Here is a 14,442-nt window from a genome sequence, read left to right as displayed (position 1 = left end):
GTCGTTCGACGGTCGTCGAACGATTCGAGCCACCCACGCGGACCGAGGCCGATTCCTCGGTTCCGATTTCCTGCGACTGCGGCGACGAGGCCTGCGCAGGTGTAGAGGTGGTGGTAGCAGGGACGAAGGTCGTCATCGGCAGGGCGAGTGCCAGTGCCGTGAGGAGTTGCAGGGTTTTCCTCATGCTCTTTGATACTTCCGACGTCACCTGACCGTGTCAGCCCGCCAAAAGTCGGTAATGGAGGAATCTGTGCAACTTGTCCATTTCGGTCATGCCTGCGTGCTGCTCGACTCGGGTTCGACGCGGGTCCTGATCGACCCCGGCACGTTCTCGGCGGGGTTCGAGGAGCTCACGGACCTCGACGCGGTGCTGATCACGCACCAGCACTTCGACCACGTCGACGCCGGGAGGCTGCCCGCACTGCTCAAGGCCAACCCCCGTGCGCAGCTGGTCGTCGACGAGGGCACGGCCCCCAGCGTCGGGAACGCGACCGTCGCCCGGCCGGGTGACGTGCTGAAGGTCGGCGACCTGTCGGTCAAGGTCGTCGGCGGGCAGCACGCGGTGATCCACGAGGACATCCCGATCGTCCCGAACACCGGCTACGTGATCGGCGACGGCGCCTTCTACCACCCCGGCGACTCGCTGTTCGTGCCGGACGAGGACATCGACGTGCTCGGACTGCCCGCGGGCGCGCCGTGGCTGCGCACCGGCGAGGCCGTCGACTTCATGCGTGCCGTGGAGCCGCGTGTCGCCGTGCCGATCCACGAGAAGACGCTCGCGAGCCCGCAGATGGCCGTCCGGTTCTTCGACCTGCTCAAGCCGGAGGGCACCGAGGTCAGGCTGCTGACGCCAGGCGAGGAGACGGCAGTCTGACGTAGGTGGTCGGCGCGGCGTCGTGGGCCAGCGCGATGTCCACGGCGTCGAGCACGGCCTGCCGCGCACCGGGCCGGTGCAGGTCGCGCGCGTCCACGGTGATCCGGGTCAGCCCGCCGCGGCGCGCGGACCTGGCCGTCGCGTAGACCAGCGCCAACGACCGCAGCTCGCCGAAGCTGCTGCGTTCGGTGAGCGCGTGCAGGCGCCCCAGCGTCGCCAGACCGCTGCCGACCTCGCGGACGGCCAGCGCGTCGGCGCACCGGCTGAACCTGTGCTTGGCCAGCGCGATCAACGTGCCGGGCGACGCCACGCAACGCCGTGGCGCGAACGTGTCGACGTTGAGCCCGATAGCTTCCATCTGCACACGCGCGCCCGTGAGCAGCAGCCCGGCTTCGTAGGCGGGCAACCGCCGTTGGCCGAGACCGTGCAGCACGACGGCGTCACCGAGTGCGGCGCGGTGCCGCACCCAGTCCTGCGCCCTGCCGAGCTCGCGGGGGATCACGAGCAGCGACAACGGCACCTTCCGCGGGCCCAGGGCCGCGGAGAGTTCAGCGCATCGGTCGAGTGTCTGCGGACCGATGCCGGACAGGGAGACCACGAGCTGTGAGTGCACCCACTGAGTGCGCCACGCCGTGGTGACATCCGCGTGAAACCAGGGCCAACTCAGGCGAGCCAGTCAGCGAAAGCCCGGCCGGTGAGCTTCTCGTACGCCTCGACGTAGCGCGCACGGGTGGCCTCGACGACGTCCGCGGGCAGCGGAGGCGGCGGGGTGTCGCTCTTGCGGTCCCAGCCGGAGGCGTCCGACGTCAGCCAGTCGCGCACGTACTGCTTGTCGAACGACGGCTGCACGCGACCGGGCTCGTAGCCCTCGGCCGGCCAGTAGCGCGACGAGTCCGGCGTGAACACCTCGTCCGCGAGGATCAGCTCGCCGTCGTTGGAGAGCCCGAACTCGAACTTCGTGTCCGCCAGGATCAGGCCGCGCGTCAACGCGTACGCGCGCGCCTCGCTGTACAGCTCGATCGTGCGGTCGCGCAGCTTCGACGCCAGCTCCACGCCGTGCTTCTCGGCGATGACCTCGAACGACACGTTCTCGTCGTGCGCGCCGATCTCGGCCTTCGACGCGGGCGTGAAGATCGGCGGGTCCAGTTCGGACGCCTCGACCAGCCCGGCCGGCAGCTCGATCCCGCACACCGCGCCGGTCGCCGTGTAGTCGGCCATGCCCGAACCCGTCAGGTACCCGCGCGCCACGCACTCGACGTCGACCATCCGCAGCCTGCGCACCAGCAACGCCCGGCCGCGGACCTCGGCGGGGATGCGCGGGTCGTCGAACGCGACCAGGTGGTTCGGGGTGAGCCGCTCGAACCAGAACACGCTCATCGCCGTGAGCACGCGGCCCTTGTCCGGGATCTCGGTGCTCAGGACGTGGTCGTAGGCCGAGATGCGGTCGGACGCGACGAACAGCAGCAGCTCGTCGTCGACGTCGTACAGATCGCGAACCTTGCCGCGGGCGACGTGCTGGTAGTCAGCGAGCGTGGGCACGCTGGTCAGCCTACGTGCAGATGCACCGGCCACCGATGCACACCCCGCACTACTACAGATCGCGCGCGAAGACGCTTAAGGTGCACCCGTGTTCACCCGAAAGTCGCTGTGGATCCCGATGCTCATCAGTGCGGGATTGCTCGTCGTGCTGGGCATCGCGGGGTGGAGCATCGACTCCAGTCCCGTCTCCTCCACGCCTCCGTCGGGCTCGCAGAACACGAGCAGCACCCAGCCGGTCAGCATCGTGCCCACCCCGGACCTCGCCGAGATCACGGTCAAGACGACGACCTCGACCACGACGACGACCACCACGCGGACCACTCAGCCGAAGCCGCCGCCCGTCCAGAGCGCCCCGCCCGTGCAGCAGCCCCCGACGACGACGGAGTCGCCGCAACGAGGGCTGCTCGTCAACGAGGGCGCGCTGTGCGATCCCGAGGGCGCGCGCGGGGCCGGCCTGCTCAACGAGCCGCTGGTCTGCCGCAAGGACCCGCAGCGCGGCGACCGCCTGCGCTGGCAGAAGGCCTAGGCCCACTCCAGCACGTCGATCTTGTCGCCGACCGCGATCGTGCCGCCGCTGACGACCGCCGCCTTCATCCCGAAGGTCACGCCGCCGTCCGGGTCGCGCCGGTAGGTCGCCAGCGTCCTGGTCGGCTCCGGGCCGTCCCGCTGTCCCGTCTCCTGGTCCACCATCGGCACGGCGCACCGCACGCAGTCCTTGGCGTAGCCCAGTTCCACGTCGCCGATCACCGCGCGCCGCACCTGGTCCTCGGTGTGCGGTTCCGGCCAGCCGGACACGACGACGTTGGGGCGGAACCGGTTCATCGGCACCGGCTTCCCGCCGCGTTCGAGGATCCGCTCGTTCAGTCCGTCCAACGAGGACAGCGAGATCACCAGCAACGGGTGCGCGTCCGCGTACCCGATCACGCCTTCGGTCAGGCCGCCGGACTCGCGGCGCAGGTCGGGCGGGGTCCGCACGAGCCGCACCGGCTTCCCCAGCGCGTCGGAGAAGTACGCCGCGGCCACGTCACCCTGGTCGATTCCGGTTCCCTGCCACTTGTGCACGACGACCGGAACCCGCGGCCCGTCGGTGAGAACCGGGAACGACTCGCCGCCGATCACCAGCGACGAGTCCACGAGGGACGGTCGCAGCGCGGCCATCGCCGGCATCTTGCGCTGCGACAGGAACACGCCCTCGTCGTCGACCAGCATCAGCATCCGGTCGTCCCGCAGACCCGTGAGGTCGACGGCCGTGGACGTGACGGAGAACCCGGCGCACCCCTTGACCGGGTAGACGTGCAGACCGGACACGATCACAGGATCGGCTCCGGCTCGTAGGCCGGGTACTTGTCGACGACCGCGGCGACCTGCTCCACCACGGACGCGACCTGTGCCGACGCCACGCCGGTGAACGACAGGCGGTCGGCCAGCAGCGCGTCGAGCGCGGCGCGGTCGAGCGGCAGCCTGGAGTCCGCGGCGAGCCGGTCCAGCAGGTCGTTCTCCGCGAGGCCCTGCTCGCGCATCGCGAGCGCCACGGCCACCGCGTTCTCCTTGATGGCCTCGTGCGCGGTCTCACGGCCGACACCGGCGCGCACGGCCGCCATCAGCACCTTCGTCGTGCCGAGGAACGGCAGGTAGCGGTCCAGCTCCCGCGCGACCACGGCCGGGTACGCGCCGAACTCGTCCAGCACCGTCAGGAACGTCTCCAGCAGGCCGTCGAACGCGAAGAACGCGTCGGGCAGCGCGACCCGGCGGACCACCGAGCACGACACGTCGCCCTCGTTCCACTGGTCGCCCGCGAGCTCGCCGACCATGGACAGGTAGCCGCGCAGGATCACCGCGAAGCCGTTCACGCGCTCGCACGAACGGGTGTTCATCTTGTGCGGCATGGCGCTGGAGCCGACCTGGCCGGGCTTGAAGCCCTCGGTCACGAGCTCGTGGCCCGCCATCAGCCGGATGGTCTTCGCCACCGACGACGGCGCGGCGGCGAGCTGCACGAGCGTCGAGACGACGTCGAAGTCGAGCGAGCGCGGGTACACCTGGCCGACGGAGGTGAGCACGCGCTCGAAGCCGAGGTGGCCTGCGACCGTGCGCTCCAGCTCGTCGAGCTTCTCGGGCGTGCCGAGCAGGTCGAGCATGTCCTGGGCGGTGCCGACCGGGCCCTTGATGCCGCGCGACGGGTACCGGGAGATCAGCTCGTCGAGCCGGGAGAACGCCACCAGCAGCTCGTCGGCGCCGGTCGCGAACCGCTTGCCCAGCGTCGTCGCCTGCGCGGCCACGTTGTGCGAACGTCCGGCCATCACGAGGTCGGAGTGCTCGGCTGCGAGACGCGCGAGACGGCCCAGCACGGCCGCGACCTTGGACCGGACCAGCTCCAGCGACCGCAGCACCTGCAGCTGCTCGACGTTCTCGGTCAGGTCGCGCGAGGTCATCCCCTTGTGGACCTGCTCGTGGCCAGCGAGAGCGTTGAACTCCTCGATGCGCGCCTTCACGTCGTGCCGCGTCACGCGCTCACGGGCGGCGATCGACTCCAGGTCGACCTGCTCCAGCACGCGTTCGTAGTCGGCGACCGCGGTCTCCGGCACGTCGATGCCGGCGGCGGCCTGAGCGCGCAGCACCGCGAGCCAGAGCTGGCGCTCCAGCACGATCTTGTGCTCGGCCGACCAGAGCGTCGCGAGTGACGTGGAGGCGTAGCGACCTGCGAGGACGTTGGCGATGCGCGGCTTGCTCACGCCGCCAGGCTAGTGCACGCCGATCTCACTGCCAGGGGACGAAGGGATCCATGACGAGCGATGTGAGCACACCCACGGGCAGCGGCACCGTCTGCCGCAGACCGGCGCCCGACGCCGGGTTGTAGTTGTGGCTGGAGATCCGCACGACGTACCCGCTGCGGAACACGCGGGCGACCTGCGCCCGTGAGACGTCCGGACCGCCATCGTTGAACACGGCCTCGTGGACGACCGTCCCGTCGTCCTGCGGCACCTCGCGGCACGTGGTCGCGCCGGCGCAGAAGCTGCTCTTCGAGAACCCGGAGTTGCCCGCCTCCACGCGCAGCGCCGTCGGTCCGATGAGGTCGGTGAACAGGATGAAACCCGACATCTCCACGCCGCCCGGCTTCTTCGGGACGCTGGTGGTCACGGGCGTCGACGGGTAGCCCGCGTACGGGTACTGGCCGACGCGGAGGTCGCCGTAGATGTCCTTGACGTCGCCCGTCACCTGGTCGAGCCTGGCCGCGATCGCGTCACCGATGCGCCGGACCCGCCTCTCGGCCGGCTCGCTCGGCGGAGCGGTCGTGGTGACCTGGCCCTCGGAGGCGAACTGCTCGTCCCGGTCGCGCGGCAGCAGCCCCGGCAGCGAGAGCGACGCCACGGCGATCACCGCCGTAGCCACTCCCACAGCGACCAGCGCTCGGCGGCGACTTTTTTTCTGCTCGACCCGCCTGATCAACTTGTCCGGGTCGAAGTCGAGCGGCGGCTCGTCCCAGACGGCCAGCAGCATTCCCTCGCGGATCTCCTGCTCACTCACGACGCGACCCTCCCCGAACTGTTGTCGAGCTTCTCCACGATGGTGCGCAGTGTCGCGAGACCGCGCGCCGTCTGGCTTTTGACCGTTCCCTCGGTGCACCCCATGGCCACCGCCACCTCGGCGACCGGCAGGTCCTCGAAATAACGCAGCACGAGCACCGCTCGTTGCCTCGGAGGCACCTGCAGCAACGCGGTGTGCACGAGCTCACGTGCCCACAGCTTCGCGCTGGTGGTGTCCGGGTCCACGGTGGCGTCGGCGGCGTCGGGCAGCTCCCCGTCGCGCTGCTCCGCTCTGCGCCACGGCCTGCGCTTCTCGTCCAGCCACGTGCGCAGCAGCACCTTGCGGGCGTACGCGATGAGGTTGTCGAGGTCCTTGATGCGCTTCCACGCCACGTACATCTTCATGAGGCTCGACTGCATCAGGTCTTCAGCCGTGTGCCAGTCGCCACAGAACAGATAGGCAGTGCGTCGCAAAGACGCGGCATTGGCTGCCGCGAACTCGCGAAAGCCCTGCTCATCGGCCTTGCGCATGCGATCCCCTCTCGCGTCCTCACCCAGGGGAACGCGCCGGGTGGGCGCGGGGTTGCATCACCCGTGACGCGAAAGGGCCGAACGGAGCATCCTGGCCGCCACTCCGCGCGGATCCGACTTGAGCTCGATGAACGAGTTGACGACCGACCCGTCCACGAGCGCGATCAGCTCCTCGACGCGGTCGCGCGTGATGTCACGGCCCGAGCGCGCGAAGATCTCGGCGATCAGCTCGTGCAGCTCCTTCGACATCACGCGCATCAACGGCCGCAGGTAGGGACGGCGGCCGGTCGCGACGAGGCGTTCGTAGCGCAGCAGCATCGTCTCGGTGTCCGTGACGGCCTCGCCGACCAGCAGGTCGAGGATGAACTCGATCAGCACGTCGTCGTCGGAGAGCTGTTCCGACGGCGTCGCGGCCAGGCGGTGCCGGCAGCTCTCCAGCTCGCCGCGGCCGTGGAGCTCGACCGCGGCGGTGACGAGCTCGTCCAGCGAGTCGAAGTAGTAGGTGGTCGACGCGAGCGGCAGACCTGCGCGTTCGGCGACCGCGCGGTGCCTGACCGCGTCGAACCCGCCCTCCACGAGCAGTGCGGACGCGGCCTCGACGAGCGCCTGCCGCCTGCGCTCACCCTTCGGGGTTGCTGCCGTCATAGTCGAGCCAGGGTACTGCGCGCCGGGTCAGAACCGGGGGGCCAGTGCGTCGGCGAACCGCTTGGCCTGGCCTTTCAGCTCGCCGTCGCCCTGCGTGAACACGTAGAGGTCCTGCCCCTGGACGGTCTTCACCTTCTCGGCGCCCGCGGGCGGCAGGAACTCGTCCGGCGTGACGATCGCGGTGATCGTGAGGCCGTCGATCGTGAACGCGGCGGAGCGCGAGGCGGGCGAGCACGTCACCGGCGGCGGTTCCGCGAAGTCCGGTGAGACCGAAAGCTCGCCGGCGAGGGCGTCTGCGAGCTCCCGGTCCACCGCCGCGCAGCCCTGCACTGCGCGTGCACCGGTCGAGAAACCGGTGCTTCCCGGCGTCGACGCGTCCCCCTGCGTGGACGGGGCGTCGCCAGGGAAGTCCTTGTTCTTCGTGGAAGGCTGCGCTTCCAGCAACGTCATCGGGGATTCTGCCGCGTTGTCCTTCTGCTGCCCAGGCGACGCGCTGGTCGACGCCGTCTCGTCCTGGCCGTACCAGGAGTTCGCAGCGAGGACGCCGCCGAAACCCAGAACGACGACCAGAGTGGTGCCGGCGGCGATCGAGTTGCGCCTGCGCAGCGTGGCGCGGCGCGAGGCCGTGCGGACGTCGCCCTCGTCGAAGGACGCCGGTGGCGCGTCGTGCGCGGCGTCGCGGAACAGGTCCGCGAGCTTCTGCTCGTCCATCTACGTCCTCCTCTCGCTGGTCACGATGCCGGTCGCAGGTCGTCGATGGCGTCACCCAGAGCTTCCCGCAACGCGGCCAGCCCTCGGGCGGTCTGACTTTTCACAGTTCCTTCCGAGCACTTCAGCGTCTCGGCCGTGGCCGTCACGTCGAGGCCCTCGAGGAACCTCAGCACGAGCACCGCCCGTTGCCGGGGCGGAACCCTGCGCAGGCCCTTCATCAACGCCTCGCGCGTCGCCACGGTGTCGCCGATCTCGTTGTCCGCCGTCGGCGACTCGGGCAGCTCGTCGGTGAACTTCTCCCGCCGCCAGGGGCGGCGCGACTCGTCGATCACCGCGCGCACCACGGTGCGGCGGACGTAGGCGTCGAGAGCCTGCTTGTCCCGGATCTTCCGCCACCTCCTGTGCACCGCCACGAAGGCCGTCTGCGCGAAGTCGTCAGCGCGGTGCCAGTCGCCGCACAGCAGGTATGCCGTTCGGCGCACGGCCTCACGGCGAGCCACGAAGTACTCCGCGAACTCCTGCTCGTCGCGCTGATCCACGCGGACTGCTCTCCGCTCGTTCCTCGAGTTGCACTGACTGGACGGAACCTGAGGCGACAACGGTTGCACGAACCTGCGGGGAGAGCTACATCACCCCCTCGGTCGTTCACCGGATGTGATGTGATCGCCGTCGTGACCCCGATCGACCTGCGTTCCGACACCGTGACCCGCCCCGACGAGGAGATGCGCCGCGCCATGGCGGCGGCCGAAGTGGGCGACGACGTGCTGGACCACGACCCCACGATGGCCGCCCTCGAGGAGCGCGTCGCCGGGGTGCTCGGCGTCGAGGCCGCGCTGTGGGTGCCCTCGGGGTCGATGGGCAACCTGATCGCCCTGTTCCTGCACCTGGACCGCGGTGACCGGTTCCTCGCACCGTTGGGTGCGCACGTGCTGGATGCCGAACTGGGGACCGCCGCGTGGCTGGCCGGTGGCATGCCGCACGCGCTTCCCGTCATGTCCCCGTCGGCCGTGGTCGCCGCCGGCGGTGGTGAGTCGCCTTACTACGGGCTGCGGACGACGTTGTTGTGCCTGGAGAACACGCACAACTCGTCCGGCGGCACCGTGACCACGGCCGACGAGCACGCCGCGCTGGTGGCCGCCGCCCGGTCGGCCGGACTGGCGGTGCACCTCGACGGCGCCCGGCTGTGGAACGCGTCGGTGGCTCTGGGGGTGTCGCCCGCCGAACTGGCCCTGGGTGCGGACACCGTGCAGGTGTGCCTGTCGAAGGGGCTCGGGGCGCCGGTCGGGTCCGTGGTCGCCGGGTCGGCGTCGTTCGTCGCCGAGGCCCGCCGCGTGCGGAAGATGCTCGGCGGAGGGGTGCGGCAGGGCGGGGTGCTCGCCGCCGCGGGTCTAGTGGCGCTCGACCGGATCGACCGGCTGGCCGACGATCATTCGAATGCCTATGAATTGGCTTCCGGGTTGCGGGCGCTGGGCTGGGAGGTGGACGAGCCCGCCACGAACATCGTGCTGGCACGCGTGCCGGACCTGGAGAAGACGCTGTTGTCCTTGCGCGAGGTCGGGATCGCCGCCAGTCCGATGTCCGGCAAGGTGCGGTTCGTGACGCACGGCGACGTGGGCTCGTCCGACGTCGCCGAGGTGCTGCGCCGCCTACGAGAGGACGTCTGAGATGCGCTGGATCGTGTTCGACTTCGGCGAGGTGATCAGCCAGCGGAACCCCGCCCGCCCCGCGATGGCGGCGAAGCTCGGGGTGACGCTGGAGGTCTTCGAGACCGCCTACTGGGACCGCGACGCCTACGACCGCGGCTGTTCCGACGCCGAGTACTGGGGCCGGATCGGCGCCTCGCTGGGCGTGAGCTTGGACGACGCCCTGGTCCGCGAGCTCACCGCGATGGACAACGCGGGCTGGCTCGACGACCCGGTGCTGGAGACGGTCGCGCTGATCGAGGACCTGGACGCCGCCGGGGTGCCGCTCGCACTGCTGTCCAACGCGCCGTCGACGTTCGCGCGGCTGGCCGAGAAGATGCCGTGGGCGCGGCACTTGCGCCACCTGGTGTTCTCCGGCGACCTCGGCTACGCGAAGCCCGACGCGGCGATCTGGGAGCACGTGGAGTCCGTGATCGGCTCGTCGGACGTGATCTTCTTCGACGACCGCCAGTCCAACGTGGACGCGGCGCTGACGGCGGGCTGGGACGCCCGCCTGTGGACGTCAGCCCGTGCGGCGCGCACCGAGCTCCGCACGGAGTTCAGCGATCTCGGCCCGTAGGTTCCGGAGCTCCTGCGCGGTCTCGAGCTCCGCTTCCTCGACACCGCGCAGCTTCTCCACGAGCCAGCTGGCGATCGTGCCGGTGATGACACCGAGCAGCGCGATGCCCCCGACCATGAGCAACGCCGCGACGAGCCGCCCCTCGCCCGTGACGGGATAACGATCGCCGTACCCGACCGTCGACATGGTCGTCATCGTCCACCACAACGCATCGCCGAACGTGGTGATGCTGGCGTTCTCCGCGTGCCTTTCCGCATCGAGAACGGCGAGGCTCGCACAAAATCCGAAGATCAACGTCACGCCCGCGACGTAAATGCTGACGCGTTGCCTGATCTTGTGCTGGAACTTCTTGTTGAGCAACGTGATGACGGTGATCAACCGCAACACCCTCAGCTGCCGCACCATCGGCAGGACGACAGCGGCGAGCTCGAACAAGTGCGTCCTGAGAAACCGGAACTTGTCGACCGCGAACGCGAACCTGATGACGTAGTCCGCCGCGAACACGGCCCAGACCAGCCACAACACGATCTCCAACGGGAGATGCGCCGCCGCGTGGTCGTCCAGCACCTGCCACGCGTAGGCGGCGAGGAACAGCACGGCGAGGACCGTCAACGGCCACTCGACCTTCCGCTCCCACCGCGCGAGGCGGGCTTCGCCGGCTGTCGACACCGCCTCATGGTGAGCGTTGTCGTCGCATTAATCCAGGGTCATCGCCTGGATTTGATCGCCCCGTAAGCCGCGGTGCCTGCGAGGAGTAGTACCCCAATCACAGCGAGCCAGAAAAGCCCTTTCACCACGGCCCCGACAACGGCCAGCACGATCCAGATCGCCACCAGCCACCCGATGATCGCCCACATGGGTCCCTCCCTCTCCACCTCGTGAACGTCCCGAGTCCGCGTTTTGTTGCTAGTTGCTTGTTGCTTGTTGCTCAGAGCCACGCTTTGAGGCGGCGGAGGGCTTCCTCGACGTCCTGAGTGGACCCCGCGAACGACATGCGCACGAAGTGGTGCCCGTCCACGGGGTCGAAGTCGATGCCGGGCACGATCGCCACACCGGTGTCGTCGAGCAGCTTGCGGCAGAACGCCATGGAGTCGTCCGTGAGGTGCCGGACGTCCGCGTACACGTAGAACGCCCCGTCCGCCGGCGCGAGCTTGTCGATGCCGAGGTCCACCAGCCCGGCCGTCAGGAGATCCCGGTTCACCTTGTACCGCTTGAGGTGCTCGGCCGTCTCCGCGTACGAGTCCTCGTGGAACGCCTCCACCGCGGCGTACTGCGCAAGCGCCGGCGGACACAACGTGAAGTTGCCCGTCAGGCAGTCCACAGCCCTCCGAAGCCTCTCGGGCAGAAGCATCCACCCCAGCCGCCACCCGGTCATGGCGAACGCCTTGGAGAACGAGTTGACGACGATCGCCTCCCGCGAGGTCTCCCACGCACAAGTGAGAGGCTCGCCGTAGCTGATCCCGTGGTAGATCTCATCGCTGATCAGCTGAACCCCGTTGTCCTCACACCACCGCGCGATGGGCTCGACGTGGGCCACGGTCCCGGTGGGGTTGGCCGGACTGGCCACGATCACACCCTTGAGCCCGGGATCGAGCATCTCGACCGTGGGCTGGAACCTCGTATCGGGCCCGCAGGGCAACTCGACGACCTCACACCCCAACGCCTTCAGGATGTTCCGGTAGGCCGGATATCCAGGCCGCGCCAACGCCACCCGATCCCCGGCGTCGAACGCCGCCAGGAACGCCAACGTGAACGCCCCAGACGACCCGGTGGTCACCACCACGTCGTCCGCGTCGACCTTCAGCCCGTACTGCCGCTCGTAGTGACCGGCGATGGCCCCGCGCAACTCAGGAATCCCCAGTTGCTCGGTGTACCCCAACGCCTGCTCGCCCAGGGCCCGGACCGCCGCCTCCCGCACGGGCCGCGGCGCGGGGCTGGACGGCTGGCCGGCGGCCAGGGAGATCACGTCGCCGTGAGTCCGCTGCCTGCGCGCGGCGGCGGACAGCACGTCCATGACGTGGAAGGGCGGGACGTCGGCACGGGCAGCCACGGTCAGCATGCCGCCAGGCTAACTCGCCGCCGTGTCGCCGAGGCCGCGCTTTCCGGGCCGCGCCTTGCCGGTCTGCTCACACCTGGCATCGCCAGTCCCCATGCTTGCCGGGCCTGCACTTGCCGGTCTGCCCACATCCAGCCCTGGCCAGGCCCCGCTTGCCAAGGCGGCTTCGCCGGGTCTGATCACCGGCCCCCGTCAGCCCGCTCACGCCTACCCGCGGGACAACCCGGAACACATCCGCGCTTCCCCTCGACGCAGAACCCGCGCAGGCGGCTCGGGTCAGGCCGCCCATCTCACCCCGAACTCACCCTCGACCCGTCCGGCCGGCGCCGACCACCCCGCTGCAGCCCGGCGCAACGCCTGGCACCGCACACCTCTTCCCAAGCCAACCTCCCGGCATCGCACACCTCTTCCCAAGCCAACCTCCCGGCACCGCGGGCGGAGGCCATTTCTCCCGCAATAAACCCCACGCGCGTGCGCCCGGTCGTGCCCCGGCGAAGCGCGGGTCGGCCGGTTGGCGCGGCGGCTCGTTCGCCATCCACGACCCCCCACCCTCTCCGGTCCGTTTCGCCCGTCATCTCCGTCCGCCCCCCGCGCTTCCACCTATGCGGGAGAAACTGCAACAGTGTTATGGGACATTCAGTACCCGTGTGGGTGTGGATAAGCGAAACCCGGCCCATTTCCGTCACGAGATACCAGACGGAGAAAGGCCGGGTTCCGGACAAAGCTCACCCGATCGTGCGATATCAATACCCTTGGTAGCCGCCGCCCTGGGACATCGCCTTGAGGCCTGGGTGGCCTTCGAAGCCGCCGTAGCGCGAGAACGTGTAGCGGACACCGGCGATGATGTTGTCGACCGGGTTCCAGATGTCGTCGTGGCCTGGCAGCTTGTGGGCGTTGAACGTCGAGTCGATGCATTGCATCAGGCCCTTGGAGGGCGTGCCCTGCTGGGCGTTCGAGTCCCAGAGGTTGATGGCGTGCGGGTTGCCGCTCGACTCCTTCTCGATGATCTTCCAGATCTCGTCGATGTTCTCGTCGGTGACCGGGATGCCGTTGGCTTGGAGGATCTTGATGGCCTCGCGGATCCACTCCTCGACGTTGCCGGGCGGCGGGCTTCCCGACGGCGGGCCGCCGCTGGCACCGAGGCCACCCATGCCTCCGCCGCCACCACCCCCACCGCCTCCGCCTCCAGAAGCGCTGCCGCCACCACCACCGCCGCCGCCACCGTGTTCAGCCGGGGTGACGGAAGGCTTGGGCTGGGTGTCCGCGGCGGTGGACTGCTTGGTCGAGTCGTCGGGCGGCGGGGTCGGGGCCCACTCGATCGGCTTGCCGGGCGCCGGGGTGAAGGACTGCGTGTTCGGGTCTTCGAGGGTCGAGAACTTCGGCGCCAGCGCGGCTGGGCGGCCCTTCAAAGTGCCTGCGGCGGCGTTCAGGGCCGATTCTGCTTGCGAGACAACGGGGTTCGCGTCGGCGACGGCTTCGGCCACGTAGCTGCGGATGACGCTGTCGACGTCCTCCTGCGGCTGGTTGTGGAGCTGCTGGCGCGTCTGGCGGGCGCGGCTCAGGAGGTTCTCGCAGATGCGGCTCATCGAGGACTTGGCCGTCTCCAACGCGTTCGCGGCCGCCTCCAGGTCGGTCGCGGCGCCGTTGAGCGCGTCGGCCATCGAGGTGCCGCACTTCGTCACGGTGCCCATGTAGGCGACGAAGCCGTCCGCGGACTTGCCCTCCCAGGCTCCGTCGAGCTGCGTGACGGACTTCTGCAGGACGTTCGTCTGGTCACCGCACTTGCCCGCTGCCTGCTTCCAGCGGTTCGCGATGTCGCGCACGGCCTGGGGTTGTGCGGTCTCGACCTTGTCGGCGAGCGCGGCCAGTTCCGCGCCGCCGGGCAGTGCGGAGACCTCGTCCATCGCGCTCACGTCACACCGCCCTGAACGAGTTCTTGTTGGCTTCCTCGACGTCGTCCACATTGGTCTGGATCACGTCGATCGTGCCTTCGACCTTGCGCAGCACCTTCTCGGCCGCCTCGAACTCCTGCGAGCCCGCCTGGTCCATTGCCGTCACCGCGCTGGACAGTGCCCCGGAAGATCCGAGTTTCCCGAAGATGTCCGGATTGCCGTACTGGTTGGAAAAGCCGTCACCGATCGCGCCGAATTGTCCGGCTTGGCTGCTCACGGTCGTGCGGCACTGTTCCATGGCTTCGATGTTGAACTTCGCCACAGCCACGCGCACCTACCCCCTTGAAGTCTCTCAAGACCATAGAACGAACGGTGCCGGGCAGGGCGTCGATTCGCTCTTTCGAGACGGGC

Annotated in this window: 18 protein-coding genes; 4 read left to right on the top strand and 14 right to left on the bottom strand. The window is 69.3% G+C overall.

Annotation, left to right across the window (positions count from 1 at the left end):
- The first annotated feature begins 250 nt into the window (after nucleotides 1-250).
- On the top strand, nucleotides 251-874 hold the full coding sequence (locus tag VM306_RS25305; RefSeq protein WP_325519348.1) for an MBL fold metallo-hydrolase: 624 nt from the start codon (nucleotides 251-253) through the stop codon (nucleotides 872-874).
- On the opposite strand, the gene VM306_RS25300 is transcribed toward VM306_RS25305, so the two are convergent.
- On the bottom strand, nucleotides 837-1,487 hold the full coding sequence (locus VM306_RS25300; protein WP_325519346.1) for a DUF2334 domain-containing protein: 651 nt from the start codon (nucleotides 1,485-1,487) through the stop codon (nucleotides 837-839). The two genes, VM306_RS25305 and VM306_RS25300, sit on opposite strands and share 38 nt — an antisense overlap.
- Nucleotides 1,488-1,537: 50 nt before the next feature.
- A complete protein-coding gene (locus tag VM306_RS25295) occupies nucleotides 1,538-2,413 on the bottom strand; it encodes a phosphoribosylaminoimidazolesuccinocarboxamide synthase (RefSeq protein ID WP_325519344.1) in 876 nt (291 codons plus the stop codon).
- A gap of 88 nt (nucleotides 2,414-2,501) precedes the next feature.
- Between VM306_RS25295 and VM306_RS25290 the strand changes: the two genes are divergently transcribed.
- The gene (locus VM306_RS25290; RefSeq protein ID WP_325519342.1) at nucleotides 2,502-2,939 is read left to right on the top strand and encodes a hypothetical protein; all 438 of its coding nucleotides are present in this window, start codon (nucleotides 2,502-2,504) and stop codon (nucleotides 2,937-2,939) included.
- Here VM306_RS25290 and VM306_RS25285 read toward each other — a convergent pair.
- From VM306_RS25285 to VM306_RS25255, 7 genes are read right to left on the bottom strand one after another with little or no spacing between them, the layout of a single operon-like run.
- The gene (locus VM306_RS25285) at nucleotides 2,936-3,721 is read right to left on the bottom strand and encodes an MOSC domain-containing protein (RefSeq protein ID WP_325519340.1); all 786 of its coding nucleotides are present in this window, start codon (nucleotides 3,719-3,721) and stop codon (nucleotides 2,936-2,938) included. The two genes, VM306_RS25290 and VM306_RS25285, sit on opposite strands and share 4 nt — an antisense overlap.
- Nucleotides 3,722-3,723: 2 nt before the next feature.
- Entirely contained in the window at nucleotides 3,724-5,142 is a 1,419-nt protein-coding gene (gene purB, locus VM306_RS25280) for an adenylosuccinate lyase (RefSeq protein WP_325519338.1), read from the bottom strand.
- Between the two features lie 25 nt (nucleotides 5,143-5,167).
- A complete protein-coding gene (locus tag VM306_RS25275) occupies nucleotides 5,168-5,935 on the bottom strand; it encodes a hypothetical protein (protein ID WP_325519336.1) in 768 nt (255 codons plus the stop codon).
- Entirely contained in the window at nucleotides 5,932-6,465 is a 534-nt protein-coding gene (locus VM306_RS25270) for a SigE family RNA polymerase sigma factor (RefSeq protein WP_319976610.1), read from the bottom strand. The genes VM306_RS25275 and VM306_RS25270 overlap by 4 nt, the downstream gene beginning before the upstream one ends.
- Nucleotides 6,466-6,522: 57 nt before the next feature.
- Complete coding sequence (locus VM306_RS25265) at nucleotides 6,523-7,110, bottom strand: TetR/AcrR family transcriptional regulator (protein ID WP_325519332.1); 588 nt, start codon at nucleotides 7,108-7,110, stop codon at nucleotides 6,523-6,525.
- Between the two features lie 27 nt (nucleotides 7,111-7,137).
- On the bottom strand, nucleotides 7,138-7,821 hold the full coding sequence (locus VM306_RS25260; protein WP_325519330.1) for a hypothetical protein: 684 nt from the start codon (nucleotides 7,819-7,821) through the stop codon (nucleotides 7,138-7,140).
- Nucleotides 7,822-7,841: 20 nt separating this feature from the next.
- A complete protein-coding gene (locus VM306_RS25255; protein ID WP_325519328.1) occupies nucleotides 7,842-8,360 on the bottom strand; it encodes a SigE family RNA polymerase sigma factor in 519 nt (172 codons plus the stop codon).
- A 183-nt stretch (nucleotides 8,361-8,543) separates the two neighbouring features.
- Here VM306_RS25255 and VM306_RS25250 point away from each other — a divergent pair, with 183 nt between their 5' ends.
- Both VM306_RS25250 and VM306_RS25245 read left to right on the top strand, forming a co-directional pair.
- Nucleotides 8,544-9,485, top strand: a complete 942-nt coding sequence (locus VM306_RS25250) for a threonine aldolase family protein (protein ID WP_414672450.1) — start codon at nucleotides 8,544-8,546, stop codon at nucleotides 9,483-9,485.
- Between the two features lies 1 nt (nucleotide 9,486).
- Nucleotides 9,487-10,083, top strand: a complete 597-nt coding sequence (locus VM306_RS25245) for an HAD-IA family hydrolase (protein WP_325519326.1) — start codon at nucleotides 9,487-9,489, stop codon at nucleotides 10,081-10,083.
- Here the strand turns inward: VM306_RS25245 and VM306_RS25240 are convergent.
- From VM306_RS25240 to VM306_RS25220, 5 genes are all read right to left on the bottom strand, one after another.
- Entirely contained in the window at nucleotides 10,027-10,752 is a 726-nt protein-coding gene (locus VM306_RS25240; RefSeq protein ID WP_325519324.1) for a potassium channel family protein, read from the bottom strand. The two genes, VM306_RS25245 and VM306_RS25240, sit on opposite strands and share 57 nt — an antisense overlap.
- 38 nt (nucleotides 10,753-10,790) lie before the next feature.
- On the bottom strand, nucleotides 10,791-10,940 hold the full coding sequence (locus VM306_RS25235; protein WP_325519322.1) for a hypothetical protein: 150 nt from the start codon (nucleotides 10,938-10,940) through the stop codon (nucleotides 10,791-10,793).
- A gap of 71 nt (nucleotides 10,941-11,011) precedes the next feature.
- The gene (locus VM306_RS25230) at nucleotides 11,012-12,142 is read right to left on the bottom strand and encodes a pyridoxal phosphate-dependent aminotransferase (protein ID WP_325519320.1); all 1,131 of its coding nucleotides are present in this window, start codon (nucleotides 12,140-12,142) and stop codon (nucleotides 11,012-11,014) included.
- 740 nt (nucleotides 12,143-12,882) lie between these two features.
- Nucleotides 12,883-14,043 (bottom strand): transglycosylase SLT domain-containing protein, encoded by a 1,161-nt coding sequence (locus tag VM306_RS25225; RefSeq protein ID WP_325519471.1) that lies wholly within the window; start codon nucleotides 14,041-14,043, stop codon nucleotides 12,883-12,885.
- A 10-nt stretch (nucleotides 14,044-14,053) separates the two neighbouring features.
- Entirely contained in the window at nucleotides 14,054-14,353 is a 300-nt protein-coding gene (locus VM306_RS25220; RefSeq protein WP_325519318.1) for a hypothetical protein, read from the bottom strand.
- Nucleotides 14,354-14,442: the final 89 nt, after the last annotated feature.

The sequence above is a fragment of the Lentzea sp. genome (genome assembly GCF_035525475.1).
Classification (GTDB): domain Bacteria; phylum Actinomycetota; class Actinomycetes; order Mycobacteriales; family Pseudonocardiaceae; genus Lentzea.
This window is presented reverse-complemented; position numbering and strand designations above follow the sequence as displayed.

What these genes read in the sequence shown, in the direction of transcription:
- VM306_RS25270 (WP_319976610.1), bottom strand. Translation starts at nt 6,465, where the DNA reads ATGCGCAAGGCCGATGAGCAGGGCTTTCGCGAGTTCGCGGCAGCCAAT.
- VM306_RS25265 (WP_325519332.1), bottom strand. Translation starts at nt 7,110, where the DNA reads ATGACGGCAGCAACCCCGAAGGGTGAGCGCAGGCGGCAGGCGCTCGTC.
- VM306_RS25260 (WP_325519330.1), bottom strand. Translation starts at nt 7,821, where the DNA reads ATGGACGAGCAGAAGCTCGCGGACCTGTTCCGCGACGCCGCGCACGAC.
- VM306_RS25250 (WP_414672450.1), top strand. Translation starts at nt 8,544, where the DNA reads ATGCGCCGCGCCATGGCGGCGGCCGAAGTGGGCGACGACGTGCTGGAC.
- VM306_RS25245 (WP_325519326.1), top strand. Translation starts at nt 9,487, where the DNA reads ATGCGCTGGATCGTGTTCGACTTCGGCGAGGTGATCAGCCAGCGGAAC.
- VM306_RS25235 (WP_325519322.1), bottom strand. Translation starts at nt 10,940, where the DNA reads ATGTGGGCGATCATCGGGTGGCTGGTGGCGATCTGGATCGTGCTGGCC.
- VM306_RS25230 (WP_325519320.1), bottom strand. Translation starts at nt 12,142, where the DNA reads ATGCTGACCGTGGCTGCCCGTGCCGACGTCCCGCCCTTCCACGTCATG.
- VM306_RS25225 (WP_325519471.1), bottom strand. Translation starts at nt 14,043, where the DNA reads ATGGACGAGGTCTCCGCACTGCCCGGCGGCGCGGAACTGGCCGCGCTC.